General features: G+C 61.0%; 16 protein-coding genes. 8 read left to right on the top strand and 8 right to left on the bottom strand.

Annotated elements, in window-relative coordinates; all coding sequences use genetic code 11:
• Positions 1-2 precede the first annotated feature (2 nt).
• A complete protein-coding gene (locus ACL02S_RS14365) occupies positions 3-1,562 on the bottom strand; it encodes a DUF7159 family protein (RefSeq protein ID WP_412802904.1) in 1,560 nt (519 codons plus the stop codon).
• A gap of 601 nt (positions 1,563-2,163) precedes the next feature.
• Here ACL02S_RS14365 and groES point away from each other — a divergent pair.
• The 3 genes from groES to ACL02S_RS24390 all read left to right on the top strand — a co-directional run bounded on the left by groES (position 2,164) and on the right by ACL02S_RS24390 (position 4,878).
• On the top strand, positions 2,164-2,466 hold the full coding sequence (groES, locus tag ACL02S_RS14360) for a co-chaperone GroES (RefSeq protein WP_412803026.1): 303 nt from the start codon (positions 2,164-2,166) through the stop codon (positions 2,464-2,466).
• Between the two features lie 266 nt (positions 2,467-2,732).
• Positions 2,733-4,340 (top strand): chaperonin GroEL, encoded by a 1,608-nt coding sequence (groL, locus tag ACL02S_RS14355; RefSeq protein WP_412802903.1) that lies wholly within the window; start codon positions 2,733-2,735, stop codon positions 4,338-4,340.
• Positions 4,341-4,494: 154 nt separating this feature from the next.
• Positions 4,495-4,878 (top strand): DUF8108 domain-containing protein, encoded by a 384-nt coding sequence (locus ACL02S_RS24390; protein WP_503129057.1) that lies wholly within the window; start codon positions 4,495-4,497, stop codon positions 4,876-4,878.
• 349 nt (positions 4,879-5,227) lie between these two features.
• On the opposite strand, the gene ACL02S_RS14350 is transcribed toward ACL02S_RS24390, so the two are convergent.
• A complete protein-coding gene (locus ACL02S_RS14350) occupies positions 5,228-6,058 on the bottom strand; it encodes an SAVMC3_10250 family protein (protein WP_412802902.1) in 831 nt (276 codons plus the stop codon).
• A gap of 208 nt (positions 6,059-6,266) precedes the next feature.
• Between ACL02S_RS14350 and ACL02S_RS14345 the strand changes: the two genes are divergently transcribed.
• Positions 6,267-6,821 (top strand): recombinase family protein, encoded by a 555-nt coding sequence (locus tag ACL02S_RS14345; RefSeq protein WP_412802901.1) that lies wholly within the window; start codon positions 6,267-6,269, stop codon positions 6,819-6,821.
• Between the two features lie 128 nt (positions 6,822-6,949).
• On the opposite strand, the gene ACL02S_RS14340 is transcribed toward ACL02S_RS14345, so the two are convergent.
• The gene (locus ACL02S_RS14340) at positions 6,950-7,783 is read right to left on the bottom strand and encodes a helix-turn-helix domain-containing protein (protein WP_412802900.1); all 834 of its coding nucleotides are present in this window, start codon (positions 7,781-7,783) and stop codon (positions 6,950-6,952) included.
• Positions 7,780-8,298, bottom strand: coding sequence for a DUF6879 family protein (locus tag ACL02S_RS14335; protein ID WP_412802899.1), 519 nt, complete (start codon positions 8,296-8,298; stop codon positions 7,780-7,782). The genes ACL02S_RS14340 and ACL02S_RS14335 overlap by 4 nt, the downstream gene beginning before the upstream one ends.
• A 514-nt stretch (positions 8,299-8,812) precedes the next feature.
• Here ACL02S_RS14335 and ACL02S_RS14330 point away from each other — a divergent pair.
• The 4 genes from ACL02S_RS14330 to ACL02S_RS14315 all read left to right on the top strand — a co-directional run bounded on the left by ACL02S_RS14330 (position 8,813) and on the right by ACL02S_RS14315 (position 10,207).
• A complete protein-coding gene (locus ACL02S_RS14330) occupies positions 8,813-8,959 on the top strand; it encodes a hypothetical protein (protein ID WP_412802898.1) in 147 nt (48 codons plus the stop codon).
• The gene (locus ACL02S_RS14325) at positions 8,956-9,297 is read left to right on the top strand and encodes a hypothetical protein (RefSeq protein ID WP_412802897.1); all 342 of its coding nucleotides are present in this window, start codon (positions 8,956-8,958) and stop codon (positions 9,295-9,297) included. The genes ACL02S_RS14330 and ACL02S_RS14325 overlap by 4 nt, the downstream gene beginning before the upstream one ends.
• Entirely contained in the window at positions 9,288-9,707 is a 420-nt protein-coding gene (locus ACL02S_RS14320; protein WP_412802896.1) for a hypothetical protein, read from the top strand. Before ACL02S_RS14325 ends, ACL02S_RS14320 begins: the two co-directional genes overlap by 10 nt.
• A 257-nt stretch (positions 9,708-9,964) precedes the next feature.
• Entirely contained in the window at positions 9,965-10,207 is a 243-nt protein-coding gene (locus tag ACL02S_RS14315; protein ID WP_412802895.1) for a hypothetical protein, read from the top strand.
• Positions 10,208-10,233: 26 nt separating this feature from the next.
• On the opposite strand, the gene ACL02S_RS14310 is transcribed toward ACL02S_RS14315, so the two are convergent.
• The 4 genes from ACL02S_RS14310 to ACL02S_RS14295 form a co-directional block, all read right to left on the bottom strand.
• Positions 10,234-10,377: a hypothetical protein gene (locus ACL02S_RS14310; RefSeq protein WP_412802894.1), complete on the bottom strand. Its 144-nt coding sequence runs from the start codon at positions 10,375-10,377 to the stop codon at positions 10,234-10,236.
• A gap of 203 nt (positions 10,378-10,580) precedes the next feature.
• Complete coding sequence (locus tag ACL02S_RS14305; protein ID WP_412802893.1) at positions 10,581-12,206, bottom strand: hypothetical protein; 1,626 nt, start codon at positions 12,204-12,206, stop codon at positions 10,581-10,583.
• A 12-nt stretch (positions 12,207-12,218) separates the two neighbouring features.
• Positions 12,219-13,985 (bottom strand): recombinase family protein, encoded by a 1,767-nt coding sequence (locus ACL02S_RS14300; RefSeq protein WP_412802892.1) that lies wholly within the window; start codon positions 13,983-13,985, stop codon positions 12,219-12,221.
• A 271-nt stretch (positions 13,986-14,256) separates the two neighbouring features.
• Entirely contained in the window at positions 14,257-14,508 is a 252-nt protein-coding gene (locus ACL02S_RS14295) for an RskA family anti-sigma factor (protein ID WP_412802891.1), read from the bottom strand.

The raw sequence follows: 14,508 nt of genomic DNA, 5'->3' as shown, positions 1-14,508 counted from the left end.
GATCAGCTCGGTGTGGTGAGCATTCCCCTGGATGCGGATCCGGAGTTCGCTCGCGGCGGCAGGGGCGGAGGCGGTGGTGTGGGTGCCGAACGGGTAACGGACGTCTCTGGGCTCGGCGCGGGGTCGGCGTTCTTGTCTTCTGGAGCCGGGTCCGCGCTCTGGCCCTCTGGTGCCGGATCGGCCGGACTGCTCTGCGGGATAGTCGGATCACTGAGCATCGGGACGAGCAATTCGGGGAATGGGATCGGTGGGATATCCGGATCAGGGCGCAGCGTGATCCGGGTCGGGGTGATCGCCGGTGTGTTCGACGGAATACTGGTCCCGCGCTGTGGCTCGCGGGTGCCGGTGGCCTGCGTGCCGCCGGTACCGGTGGGTCGGATGACGCTCTTCGGGGTATCGGCGGTGGTGGTGATCACAGGAGCTGATGGCAGGACCGGCAAGGGAGACGGGAAAGTGCTGCTCGTGGTCCCGACAGGGGATACTTCGTTGTTCGAGCTAGGTGTGAAGGTCTTCACGCCGTAACCGACGATCAGACCGACGACCACAATCGCACCGGCCACTGTGCCGAATACTTTGGCGAATGTCTCGGTGGGGGTGTCATCGCCGCTCGTGCCTACGGGGAGCGCTGTGGGCTGCATCGAATCAGCTACCAGCGCGGCGCCTTTGGCGGTCACGGCTTCCGGATCGGGCACGGTGAGTACCGGTATGTCCAGCGCGGTGGTGAGCGCATCGATCACCGAGGGAATGTTCGCGCCGCCGCCGATCACCGCGACCGCCTGGGGTGGCTGTGGCGCCTTGGCGAACGCGGTCGTGACGAACACCACCATGGTGCGCAGCAGATCGGCGATCAGTTTCTCGAAGTCGTTTCTGGTCAGCTTCAGTGGCCGTCCGGCGATATGGTCGATCGTGACCGCGGGTGCGATGGACAGGTGTTCCTTGGCCGCCCGGCCCCGATTGGTCAGCGTGGTGCGGTTCGGGCGGGTGCCACGCCGGTTGAAGTGCAGGTTCACCAAATGCTGATAGATCAGGTCGTCGATTGCCCTACCGCTGACAGACGCGGTGCGATCGGAACGGAGCAGGGAGCCGTCGGTCTGGTCGGCGACGGTGACAGTGAGCCCGGTCGCGCCGAGATCGACGATGGCGATCGTGTTGTAGCGAGCGAACAGACCGGTATGCCGCAGATAGGTCAGCGCGGCGGTACCTTCGGGGACCAGGCGCGGTTCATGGTGCTTGCCGGTGGCCGAGCGGATGATCACGGCCTGCTCTTTGCTGCGGTAGGCGACCGCGACGCTGGTGAGTGGGCGATCGGCCACGGCCTCGGCATTGTGCTGCGTGCCCGCGAAACGCCTGCCGACCGGGGGAATGATCTCACGTGGTGTCGGGGTCGATAGCCGAGTGGTCATCAGCTCTATCGAGGACATCACCAGATCGCCGAGATCGGAGTTGGCCGCATCGGCGGAGACGATGCGGTAGTCGAAACTCTGGGCACCGTTGGAGGCGGTGGTGACCAGCGCCGAACACACGACCTCGGCCCCGGCGGAGATGCCGAGGGATGTTCGCATGTTCACCTCCCTCCGAGCGGATGGTCATGGGGTTGCCCGCCATACCCGATGGAGGGTGCGGCCACTCCATGGATGACATACGACCCAGACCGGGAATCGAGCCGGCTCCTCGTCCGGGTGGGTCGCGAGGACCGGTCATGGATCACGTGGATTCGCTCTCTGGTGAGGCTGGTTTCTGGTAAACGATGGTGGGGGTGCGGTACTGCGTGCTTCGGCTGTATGGCTTCGGCCTTGTCTGCCGACGACAACTTTGCCGACCGACGACGAGCGAGGGAACCGGACGGCGGCAGTCGGACAGTCGTCAATAGTGTCACAATCCGTTATCCGAACGTTACTGTTTTTCGAACTGATCGCCAAGCCGGGCGTGTCGTGGGCGCGCCGCGCGAAGATTGGCACCGCCCAACCTTGAGCGCTGGCACTCTCATGTATAGAGTGCTAGTCGGCACTGTGTGTAGTGCTTGTGCCAGCAGATCGACCACTGGGCAGCGGTCCCGGCACCCGCGACGACGGGGCTATGCGCAGGGTCGGCATCGTGACCGAACCGACGAGTCCGGGACAACAGTTCCGGACGACCGAATCCCCTGAAAGTGGAGGGCTCAACGTGGCGAGCGTGAACATCAAGCCGCTCGAGGACAAGATCCTCGTCCAGGCCAATGAGGCCGAGACGACGACGGCCTCCGGCCTGGTCATCCCCGACACGGCGAAGGAAAAGCCGCAAGAGGGCACCGTTGTCGCCGTCGGTCCCGGCCGGTGGGACGACGAGGGCGAGAAGCGCATCCCGCTGGATGTCCAGAAGGGTGACACCGTCATCTACAGCAAGTACGGCGGCACCGAGATCAAGTACCAGGGCGAGGAGTACCTCATCCTGTCGGCGCGCGACGTGCTGGCCGTCGTCACCAAGTAGCCGAACAGGCACTCATGCGTTCCGCCCCGGTGTCTTCTGTGACCCGGGGCGGAGTGCGTTCCGCACTGACACCCGGCACAGAGACCTGGCCGGCGTGACCTACGGGCCTTGCGGCGGTGTTTTGCCCGACCATGAAGGGCCCAGCCGCAAAGGACCCGGGGGGCGCCGTAATTCCATACCGGCGTGACCGACGGCCCTGCCGCGGCAGCTTGCCCGACCACAAAGGGCCACGGGAGCGCCGTAATCCAGTACAGGAGCGAAACCCCATGGCAAAGCAGATCGAGTTCGACGAAAAAGCTCGTCGGGCTCTGGAACGCGGTGTCGACAAGCTCGCCGACGCCGTGAAGGTCACCCTCGGTCCCCGTGGTCGGCACGTTGTGCTCGCGAAGGCTTTCGGTGGTCCGACCGTGACCAACGACGGCGTCACCATCGCGCGCGATATCGAACTGGAAGATCCGTTCGAGAACCTCGGTGCGCAGCTGGTCAAGAGTGTCGCCACCAAGACCAACGATGTCGCGGGTGATGGTACGACCACCGCGACAGTGCTGGCCCAGGCGCTGGTGCGCGCGGGACTGAAGAATGTTGCGGCGGGTGCGAATCCGATCGCCATCGGCTCCGGCATCGCCAAAGCCGCCGATGCGGTATCCGAAGCGCTGCTCGCGCTGGCGACTCCGGTCTCGGGGGAGAAGGCCATCGCGCAGGTCGCGACGGTGTCCTCACGGGACGAGGAGATCGGCGAGATGGTCGGTAAAGCGCTGACCACCGTCGGTAAGGACGGCGTCGTCACCGTGGAGGAGTCCTCGACGCTGCACACCGACCTCGTCGTCACCGAAGGCGTGCAGTTCGACAAGGGCTACCTCTCGCCCTATTTCATCACCGACCCCGACCGCCAGCAGGCCGTCCTCGAGGACGTATTCGTCCTGCTGCACCGCGATAAGATCAGCTCGCTGCCGGACTTCCTGCCGCTGCTGGAGAAGATCGCCGAGAGCGGTAAGCCAGTGCTGATCATCGCCGAGGATATCGAGGGCGAGGCGCTGTCGACTCTGGTGGTCAACGCGATCCGTAAGACGATCAAGGCCGTTGCGGTGAAGGCGCCGTTCTTCGGTGATCGCCGCAAGGCGTTCCTCGACGATCTCGCTGTAGTGACCGGTGGCACCGTTATCAATCCCGACCTGGGTATTTCCTTGCGTGATGCGGGTCTCGACCTGCTCGGCAAGGCGCGTCGCGTTGTCGTCAGCAAGGACGACACCACCATTGTGGAGGGCGCGGGCTCCGAGGCGGATACCGAGGCCCGCGTCGCGCAGTTGCGTCGCGAGATCGAGACCACCGATTCCGACTGGGATCGCGAGAAGCTGGAAGAGCGGCTCGCCAAGCTGGCAGGCGGCGTCGCGGTGATCAAGGTCGGCGCGGCCACCGAGACCGCGCTCAAGGAGCGCAAGTACCGGGTCGACGACGCGGTGAGCGCGGCCAAGGCCGCTGTCGAAGAAGGCATCGTGCCCGGTGGCGGTACGGCCTTGGTGCAGGCGAGCGGCAAGCTGGTCGCGCTGCGCGATTCGTTGTCCGGTGACGAGGCCATCGGCGTCGAGGTCATGCGCACCGCATTGCGGGCGCCGCTGTACTGGATCGCCACCAACGCGGGCCTGGACGGCGCCGTAGTGGTCAGCAAGGTGACCGAGGGTGCGGAAGGCTTCAACGCCGCCACGCTCAGCTACAGCGATCTGCTCGCCGACGGTGTCGTCGACCCGGTGAAGGTGACTCGTTCGGCCGTCGTGAACGCGGCCTCGGTCGCGCGCATGGTGCTCACCACCGAGAGCGCTGTTGTCGAGAGTGTAAGCCAGGACGAGGACTCCCAGGCTCACGGCCACCAGCACTGACATAGCGCACAGTGAGAAGCCCTCTGGTCTGATGACCAGAGGGCTTCTGCTTTCTCGGCTGAAATCTCCAAACACATAGCCAGGGAGCCGCATAACGGGCCACAGCGGCCCGTGTCCACCCCGGACTGCACCCCCTGATGACTCAGTCCGCGCAGTGCGAAACATCTTCTTTGGCGATCAGGCGATTTGCTACCGTCACACAGCCGACCGAGCACTCCACCAAGGGGGAAACCAACCCGTGCAACCGCTAAGCCCCGAATACCGCCAACACATACTGAACACCGCTATAAGCGCCGAGATCGCACAAGGCGGTCAAGTCCTCGAGATGGGCGAAGCATCCGCTGTAGTCCTCCGCAGAGGCCACACCAACCACATCCTGCACTTGCTCCTTACCCTCGTTACATGCGGGTTTTGGGCGATAGTCTGGCTCTTCGTGGGACTAGCCAGTCAAGTGGACTCGGGCCGCTTCCGGCTCACGGTGGACGAGTACGGGCGCGTAAACGCTCGCCAGCTGCTCGGAGTGCCAGGCACACTCTGACAGCTGATCGCACCCGAGAAGCCCAGGCCACGGCCTGGGTTTTTCTATACCTCCACCAGGTCCGCGGCCGACATCCCGCGAGCCCCGAAACCCCCGATAAGCAGGGGGTATACACACAGCAATAGGGGGTATCTTTCCCTGGAACCCGGCAACAACCATCACTGCTACACAAAACCCCAGCTCAGCGGCCTGAAAACCCGTACAGGGCCTCGATACCGCATAACGCCCCGATTCAAGGGGGTGCGGGGGAGGGGATACCCCCTGGGGTTCTGGATGCTGATCTCGACTTGTCGATGCGCCGAGCCTTGCCTGTCACAGATATGCCCAGCCAACTCGGTGCTCTCGCATGTCACAACTCATAGATCCGGTGAGGCCTTATCGCCAGCCGAAGGCGCTTCCAGGTCGACAGTCGCCTGAACTTCTGAGCGGTTGTCGTATCCGACCTTGGCTGCGGAGCGGTGTACCTCACGAACAACGGTGATGCAACGACCAACCGCAACTCACGTTCCGGCGCATGCTCCGGGTCGTGATACGGAAGATCAAGGACTCGGGCGAGTCCAGTCATCATGCCGCAACCAGATTCACCGCCCATCATCAGCAAGTCGTATGCAGCTTCATAAACCGGATGAAAACCACCGTAGTCCTGCCGAAAGGTCAGGGGATTGACCTCTCCGTTGCCAGCGCTGTGTTCCTCCCACCAACGCCAGATCTTGTCAGTGCCCGATCCTGTCCGGTTGCCATTCTCAACTGGCACTGAGGAGATCCGGTGATGGAGCGAGCCGAACATCAACAGTCTGCACTGAGGAGGTTCATCGGGCATATCCACGAAGTACAGCGCCTCAGGCTCTCGGTCCGGCAGCCCAGCGTCCCTGAACGCCTCACCGAATGCCATAGGTCGAGAGAACCTGAACCATGCACCCCGTTGCAGGCCATCCGCCATGTCGCCGTCCATATCGAACACATCACCGTTGCGGAAAAGTTCGAGCTCAAGGCGTTTCACAACGGACGCATTAACCTGCAGAGCGTACTCCCTGGACTGGATGCTTGCGGACGCCTTTACCACTCCTAGGCTGCCTTCCAATGTGCCCTTATCAAACTTCAAGCCCCGAGTGAGGTGTCCGTTCGAGGCAAGTAACCCCTGAGCCTTGGTCTGAGAGAAGTAGATCAACTCGTCTTCCATTGCACCCCTCCCTAATTGGTTGATATATACGCTAGCCTCGTCGGTACCCAGCGTCTCAAAAACGATCGGTTGTTGCGACTGAGACCGCCCTCGGTCGGACTCTCGTTGTCCTCGAGGAACTTCCGAAACAACTGTCTTGAAAACCCGTCTCATAACCTATAGTCTCAAAATCGCTAGATCGACGTGATTATGAGACAGGAACGAATCAGTGGCAGTCATCGGATACGCACGAGTCAGCACTACCGACCAAGACCCACAGCTTCAGCTAGACGCACTCGAATCGGCTGGTGCCGAACGTATCTTCGCCGACCACGGCGTATCCGGTACCAAGACCGAACGACCGGAACTGGATCGGTGCCTGGACCACCTTCGCGAGGGTGATGTACTCACGGTATGGAAGCTGGACCGGCTGGGCCGCAACACTGTTCATGTGCTCCAGCTGATCGAGCAACTGACAGAGCGCGGTATCGGCTTCCGCAGCGTCACCGAAGGTCTGCACACCGATGGACCGATGGGCAAGGCGATGCTGACGATCATGGCCGCATTCGCCCAGCTCGAGCGAGACACGATGATCGAACGGACTCGGGCCGGACTGGCGGCCGCAGCGGCTAACGGCCGCAAGGGCGGACGGCCTCGCAAGGTCAACGATGGCGACGCCGCTAAGGCTCGAGAGCTGAGAGCTAAGGGGATCAGCGCACCGGATATCGCGAAGATGCTCGGATGCTCCCGAGCGACTATTTATCGGTATCTGTCGGAGAACTGACTACGGATACGACATAGGCCCCGGCCAAACCGGGGCCTATTTTCGTTTCTAAGCCACGAAATCAACCCAACCCATGCTCGGATATGGGTACGCAAGTCCAATCGCTTAGAGACGGGCGATCTTCGCGGTTAGGTCCGAGCGTTTATCGCCTTCTGTATCAGTATCCGTGCTGCATCACCTGTGACAGATTGACTCGACAGGATATCGAAGGCGCGACCATAGAGCGCTATCTCCCGAGGCTGGGTAATAGTAATCTCTGCGGTATGTCCTTCGACTTTTACCATACGGTTGTCGAACATCACGAAATTCTCAATAGCAGTCTTAGCCTCCGCCATCGCGGGCACAATTCCCAACGCTACTCGTGGCATTCCGATGATTGAGTGAAGCCGATCGAGCTGTCCTCGCATGACAGCATCGCTACCTACGGTCGTATATAGGGCTTGTTCCGCTATAAGGAAATGGAAACTGTGGCTTCGCTGATAGAGAACCCGTTGCCGCTCCATCCGCTTGGAGACACCCCCATTGATATCATCAGGTATCTGATAGAAATCGATTCCACAGCGGAGGATGGACTCAGCGTAATCCGCCGTCTGGAGTAATCCAGGGATAATCTGAGGCTGCCAGTTCCGTATCTGCTTCGCCTCTGCTTCCAGCTTGATTGATTGCTGCTGTCGTCGTTTCGTTCCGGAAGCGAGAACACGCCTCCAGTCCATATAAGCAGAGTCGACGTTGTGCAGACTGGCTAGAAGGTCCTCTACCTGGTCTTCTGCACCTGCGTGAGTGCAGTACGCTCGGATATCGGCATCGGATGGCCGAAGAATGCCGTATTCTATTTTCGATACTCTGGATTCGTGCCACCCTTCGCGCCGGGCAAGCTCTCGGCCGGTGATACCGGCGCGTCGCCGGATTTCCCGTAGACGTTTACCGAGAGCTTCCCGAGCCTCTTGTGCCGAACTAGTCACGGCTGAAATTCAGAAAATGGTGTAGCCAGCGACCAGAGCTGTTCTTTCACTCGCTGACAGTGAGAAACGATTCCCGGATCGGTGGTTACTGACGCTCCGGCTGGTTTACCATCTGCGTCGATTAGGTTGAAGCCTACTACTTCGTCATCGAACAACCAGAAATCATCCTGTGGCACATCTCCGGCGAGATGACGGGGCAGGTATCGGATGTCCTCTCCTGCCTCGATATTATCGCCGGTCTCGGTCAGTAGCCACCTCTGGTAATCGCTGAGCGGAACAGTGACTACACGGATTCTGCCGACCACAACACCACGGTCTTTCGTTTCCTTCACCAGAGAACCCCATGAATTCCAGAATTCTTCTGAATTATTCAATGATGGCTCACCGGCTAGGAATCGCCGTAACGGCTCCGATTCGCTCGGTACGGCGTATGTATCCCTGACTTCGATATGGAAAGCTGACTGCTTGACTTCCCGGAAGAGATCAGGCCAAGGGTTATTCTGCCGTAATTCCACCGTAGAAATTCCTCCGGACCATTGGTACTTCGATCACTGTTTCATCGTCGGCAAGGTTGAGCTGTTCTAGCATCTCAGGTTCGGCAACGGGCCGACCCCTCAGCCTGAACGTCCCCCGACCGGTATCCGTCATAGTGGCTCCGATGAACGTATCTGGGCCGGAGAAGCCGAGTAGCAGGTGTGGCAGCTCCACCGTTTCCGGTGTCGGGGTCTTCCACGCTTGCACTAGATAGGTATCCCGGTCCGTGGCGTAGAGGGTGGGGCAGTCTCCAGTCTTCGAGCCAGCCTTGCCGAGGAAACGTAACTGCATGATCAACCATCCTGTCCAGCAGTGTGCAAAGACTTCCTACTAGCCCCATTATGCGCTGATGCGACCCAAATCCGGCAAGTTTTTGCATACTCATGGACCGACCCAGACGCCTGTTCGTACCTTCAAGTTCAGGCGCTCGGGGCCGGTGCCCTCACCCCGACCCCGAGTTGCCAAACCACCCATGAACAGCTCGAGGGGGTCGTTGTGCCACTCACCCAGACCGAAGCGAAAGCGCTTGCCGCGCTATCGAAATCAGTACTCACAAAGCCGCTGACCATGGCGCGGCTATGCAGCATCACCGATCAGGGCCACGCGATAGCCGACCGTCCGGCGTATCAGGACCTCGGATGAGGTCAAGACCGACAGCGCTCGGCTACTTACGCCGAGATGTATCCGGCATCTCCCAGACCTGGCACGAAACCCAGATACGGAGCCTGGCGAAACGGCTGGGATACGACCTGGCGAAAACCGTGGTTTTCGGCCCATGGACCGATAACCCGGTCGTGCAGCTGATGAACCAGGTATGGGACGCCGACGCCAAGGCCGTGTTGGTGCCCGGTGTCGAGCACTTCGGCACGGAAGTGCCTGCCGAGCTGGTGAAGCTCGCCGACGTGATCACCGTGACTCCTGAAGTCACCTACGCACGGAGCATCCTCCCGCCGATCAAAGGACATTCGTCATGCGTATAGCCTGGAAGATCTTCGCGGTCAGCATCATCGGCATCGCGGCCGTGATGCTTCCTACCGCCCCCGCGTCCGCCGCTGACGGCGGCTGTGTCGGCTCTTGGCACCCTCCCCGTGAGGTCAACGGGGTGCTGGAGTGGGGTGTCACTAGTATCTGTGGCGGAACCGGCTGGACACCGCACAGGGTCGAGGTGAGCCTGCAACGGGGGCACCACTGGATCATGTTCACTACGGTCGACACGGCGAAATCGCAAGGGTATGAGCAGGGTAGTCCTAATATCTCGGTGCATGAAACCACATCGTGCGACAGCGATGCAGAGACCACGTATCGGCTGGTTGCGACGATCCGGGCCGGATCGACTGAGGGCTCCATCATCAGTGAGGATGAGTACACGGTCTCCTGTTACATCGAGTGATTGATCCACACTTAACCTCCCCTCCCGTCCGCGCGGGAGGGGAGACTGGTATCCACACCACTTCCCGGAAGGACACCACGCTTATGTCAGACACCATCAACAACCATGCATGGGGTAGCCCCACCACCATCGGGAGACACACAGATCCCACGTTCGTCAGCAACGGTGAGGGCGGAGTCCGGTCCTGGCTGACACCGATATTGTCAACACAGCTGGGGCTCCAATTCTCGTATGCCGCCGTATCTATTGACCCTTCGGTGTCAATGCTCAACCATCCGGTGGAGTTGACCGTCACCGTGGACGGTAACCGGGTCGCCGCGCCGTACAGCTCCCACTCAAGCAACAAGTCCTCCGAACACCACTACACGATCCCGAATCCGTACCCGGAGCCGATCGCCGAATACGCGCATGTGGTGATCTACGTAGCCGATATCCTCGCTGGCGTCTCACGCAAGATCATCCTTGACTACGGGTTAGCTTTCTACATCCAGACGGCGTAACGGCTGGTTTACCGACCCCCCAGTGCCTAGCTGTGCTTGTTCATCGCGGATAAGACTGGGGAAGTCACATGCAGCAGCACGAGCAGATACGGGGAGTGCATCGGCAGGCATGATTCATCCGCGCTGCCGGTGATCATGGCCGGGGTGTTCCTGGTACTCGGTATCGGCATCTTCTTCGTAGTGCGACTGGTCCGCAAGACACTGACCTCATAAAGGCACGAAAAAGCCCCCAGCTGGTACGCCACGCTGACCGATTGACATCCGGGTCCACCGGAAGACGAGCACCCCCGCTCCCCCCGGGGGTGCACACGCGTGGCCCCTGTATGCCAGAGAACAGGCCAACAACCCGAGGGAGGGTTGTACCCCCAGGGGGTTATCCCAACTCGTTAGGTAGCCCTAGCTGACTGAGCAATGCTTGCTCCTCCTCCCAGCGTCGGCGCTTCTCCTCTTCCCACTGTTCCTGAAGCTCTGCTATCTCCTCGTCAGTGAGCGGAATGAACTCCACGGCCGGAGCTTCCTCGGCTCCGGCTTGGCGAGCATCCTTCAACCGGAGAGCAGTCTGGAAACCTTCGCGGTTCCGCTCATGCCGTTCCAGCTGACGTTTGGAACGTTCCACAGCACCAAGCTCTATCGCTAGTTCATCCAGCCTCCGAGCATCACCGGAGGCTGTCCACTTGGTACCTGACTTCACGGCTAAGCCGTGCTTCTCCAACATCTTCAGATGACGATCAACGGTTCGCCGCTTCCCGGCTCCCGCTTCTTCAAGCTCCTTGGCCGTAGCCGAACGGCGAAGACCAGTAAGGATCAACCATGTCTGTCCTGTGCCTTTACCCAGGGCAGACCCATTCCTGAACAACGGGTGTAGCAGCACCCGTTCACCATCAATCTGGTCAGAACTACCGCACTTATCCTTTTTAACTATATGGGGGGACGGTATAAGTGCGGTCATCTTGTCCACCTGAGGGCCGAACCGGTAGGTATCGGCATCCCCCTCCTTGGATGCCTTCACCCGTACCAGCCAACCAGCCGACACTAAACGACCCAATGCTTTGCGGACCGTCTTGTCCTCGATCTGCGCCACCTCAGCGATACGGCGAGACCCGAACGTCGGAGCCGTAGTGCCTGAAGTCGTGCCTAACAGGCACAGCGCGAACATGACTGCCTGATCGGTCTTCCCGGTCCTGCCCGGCCACGGGGCAGACTCGACTACCGCCCGGACAGTCGCAATCTCGGCAATGATCTCCTCCGGGCTCAGCTGATCGGCTGCCTTCTCCCACGTCCGGACCAAGAAGTCATCCGGATTCTCGTTGCCCTCGCCGTCCTCGAGGGCGTGGTACTTCGCCCCTCCCGCGTTCCTTCGGTCGGACATCAACCCTTGGAAATCGGAGAAGTTCCACCCGGCCCGGCGAAGCCCGGAGGCAATCGCCAGCGCCATCGGAGAACGGCCGCTGTAGCAGCCCTGTGTATCGCCGTTCTTGATCAACGACCACAGCGACGCCGACAGTTCCCGCTGCTTCGAGCCGTCACGCTCGGAAGGTCCAAGTACCTCCAGCGCTTCCTGGACCGTCTCCGGGGCAATCAGAGCCCCTTTCAAACCCTTCCGATGCGGAGCCAACGGAGGACGAATCCCCTTGTTGTGCCTATGAGCATCCTTCGGGATACCGAGCAGGCTCGCCTGGTCAAGAACCCGGTCCCGATACTCGGACCGGATGTAAAGGTGCTGGTGATCTTCCCTACCGGAAGCCACGAGTAACCACGGAAGCCCCTCGGCTTCGGCCCACTCCCGAAGTCGCTCGCCGCGTTTCACCAACTCAGCGGTGTCCAGGTCGAACACTGCCAAGGAGGACTTCACGTTCACCATGAACGCACGGCCCGACTCCACAGCGGACTCAACCGAAACCCACTCACCCCCGGAATTGTTCTCGTTCAACAGCATGGCGTTACCGCCCGGCTTCACTACTGCCAGCGCAAACGCCAACACATCATCAGTACTGCTCACAGTGACTAACCCTCAGTCCTCATCCCAGTCGGCAGGTCCATCGAGGAAATCTGCCGCAATCTTTTCGCGGCGCAACTCCCGCCGCTCAGCGGCGTCGGCAAGCAGAGCCTCCGATGTGAACACCCACACGCCGTCTACTGGCTGAATCCACGTATAGCCCTCGACCGGAGTCGGCATCTCATCAGAGTCCGGGAACATGATGCCCTGGATACCTTCCCGCTGCATGGTCGCGAAGGTCGCCGCTGTCTTCTGCGCTGCCGGACCGGGCTTCAGCCCTGCCGTTAGGTCGTTCAGGTTCCCCAGGTCGATGTACAGGGTCTCGTCGTCGCGCTTGAAACGTGCACGCACACCCATGGATCTGAGCCAGATGTTCCGGCCCGTGAGATCCTGTCGGCCCCACCAGTCGCCGAACAGTTCCCCGGTGGGAAGCCACTTCCAGCCAGCGGGTATCACTGCCTCAGAGGATAACTGTGCCTGCCTCTCGGCTAAGCCTGCGATCCTGGCGTCGAGCTTGGCGCGCTGTGGTGTGCCTGCGCGGAATGCGCTCACGCCGAGTTGATCGGTCAGGTCCACTAGCTCGTCGTTGATGTCGGCGAGTTCGGCGGAATGGTCCTCGCCTGCATCCCAGATGCGTTCCAGCCGTTCGGATGATCCGAGCAGAGTGAGGATGGTCCGCTCAACCAGTGCATCGGCTTGATCGGCCCGAATCGTGCGGTTGCCGCACTTGTATGCTCGGGTCATCGTGCGGCACCGGTACCGGGGGAACTGGCTGTGGCTGCCACCGTTGAACTTGTACACGGGTTCGTCGCAAGTGCCCGTGCAACCCTCGGGGCACTCGTCGCCTTGTCGCTTATGCAGGCATGGGTTTCCGCAGTAGATGACTCCCAGTAGCAGTGAACTGGTGCGCTTGTTCGGCTCACCTCGTTGTGCCCTGCTGGACAGCTCTACCGCTACGCGGTCGTATATCTCTCGGGACAAGATCGGTTCGGACCGGACGATAGGGGAGCCGTCGTCGTTTCGGACAGCGGTCCCGCCGGACACCGCGTGCCCGAGCATGGTCTCACTGAGCAGTGACCGTTTCAGCTGGGTCACGCTCCACTCACGGCCTTTGATCTCGCGTCCACGCTGCTTGGCGAAGTTGTCTTTGGGCGTCGGGATGCCGCGTCGAGTCAGATCATGGGCGATCCGCTGTAGCGGTTCACCCTCGATCACACGGCGTGCAACCTCGTTGATGATGTCGGCTTGGCCCTTGTCCTTTACCAGCCGCCACTCTCCGGTGCCGTCACTCGGGACGTATCCCCATGGTGGTGTCGATCCCCGATAGCGGCCCGCCTGGATGTTGTGGCGGGCTGCGGACGCGTTACGTTCGGAGATTCCCGCCAGTTCCATCTCGGCAACGGTGCCGATAAGCGCGATCAAGACAGCGGAGAACGGCAGCGACGTGTCAAAGTGCGGTTCGGTGGCGGACACCACGAGTTTCTCGTGGTCCTCGGCCCATGCCATCAGTTTCTGAAGGTGACGAACTGATCTGGTCAACCGGTCTACTCGGTACACGACGATGACCTCGAACGGCACCGGGTTGCCGTTGTCGTCCAGGTGCTCGCCATGGAGCCAGCGCGCCAGGCGTGGGCGCTTCTTCCGGTCGAACGGGTCCACAGCACCGGATACGTCCAGGTCTTCGGCGATGCCGACGACTTCGTAACCGCGCTTTTCGCAGATCGTGTGACACTCCGCAAGTTGGCGCTCTGGTGACGTGGTGGTATCTGTGACCTTGCTCAATCTGATTACCACCAGTGCCCTCGGAGGCGTTGCCGACATGGCTTATATCCAACACCACCGAGAGCGCTGTGGTCGACAAGCCCGCCGAAGAGCAGGACGAGCACAACCACCACGGCCACGCGCACTGAGCACGGCGCTGTTCGCGCCCTGCGCGCTCTAGGCCCCCGAACGCCATGTGGTTCGGGGGCCTTCGTGGTTCAGGGGCCTTATCGTTGCCCGCGCGTGGCCCGCTGTTCTCGGCTCTGGTCGAGAGCAGCGGGAAAGGCGGCTTTCAGCTGGCCACTGGCGGTTGTTCGGCAGCGATGGCTGCGAGCAGGCGAGCCCGCAGTGCCTGAGGTGGAGTGGTCGCACTCGCGGTGGCGAGAATGGAAAGAGCTTCTCGGGTATTCCCGACTTCCTCGGTGAACTCCGTGCGTAGTGCGGGGTCCTCATTGTCGAGCAGCTCTTGTACTTCATGGCGGTCTCCGTCGTCGATCGATCCGAGCGCGACGGTGTGCGCGAGATCCATCTGGCGGCTGTTCAT

The organism is Nocardia spongicola, assembly GCF_047200775.1.
In the GTDB taxonomy this organism is placed as follows: domain Bacteria; phylum Actinomycetota; class Actinomycetes; order Mycobacteriales; family Mycobacteriaceae; genus Nocardia.
The sequence above is the reverse complement of the archived record's forward strand: the minus strand, read 5'-3'. Positions and strand labels throughout refer to the sequence as shown.

Excerpts from the sequence above, each read along its gene's own strand:
- ACL02S_RS14365 (WP_412802904.1), bottom strand. The coding sequence starts at position 1,562 with ATGCGAACATCCCTCGGCATCTCCGCCGGGGCCGAGGTCGTGTGTTCG.
- groL (WP_412802903.1), top strand. The coding sequence starts at position 2,733 with ATGGCAAAGCAGATCGAGTTCGACGAAAAAGCTCGTCGGGCTCTGGAA.
- ACL02S_RS14350 (WP_412802902.1), bottom strand. The coding sequence starts at position 6,058 with ATGGAAGACGAGTTGATCTACTTCTCTCAGACCAAGGCTCAGGGGTTA.
- ACL02S_RS14325 (WP_412802897.1), top strand. The coding sequence starts at position 8,956 with ATGAGGTCAAGACCGACAGCGCTCGGCTACTTACGCCGAGATGTATCC.
- ACL02S_RS14320 (WP_412802896.1), top strand. The coding sequence starts at position 9,288 with ATGCGTATAGCCTGGAAGATCTTCGCGGTCAGCATCATCGGCATCGCG.
- ACL02S_RS14310 (WP_412802894.1), bottom strand. The coding sequence starts at position 10,377 with ATGCCGATACCGAGTACCAGGAACACCCCGGCCATGATCACCGGCAGC.
- ACL02S_RS14295 (WP_412802891.1), bottom strand. The coding sequence starts at position 14,508 with ATGAACAGCCGCCAGATGGATCTCGCGCACACCGTCGCGCTCGGATCG.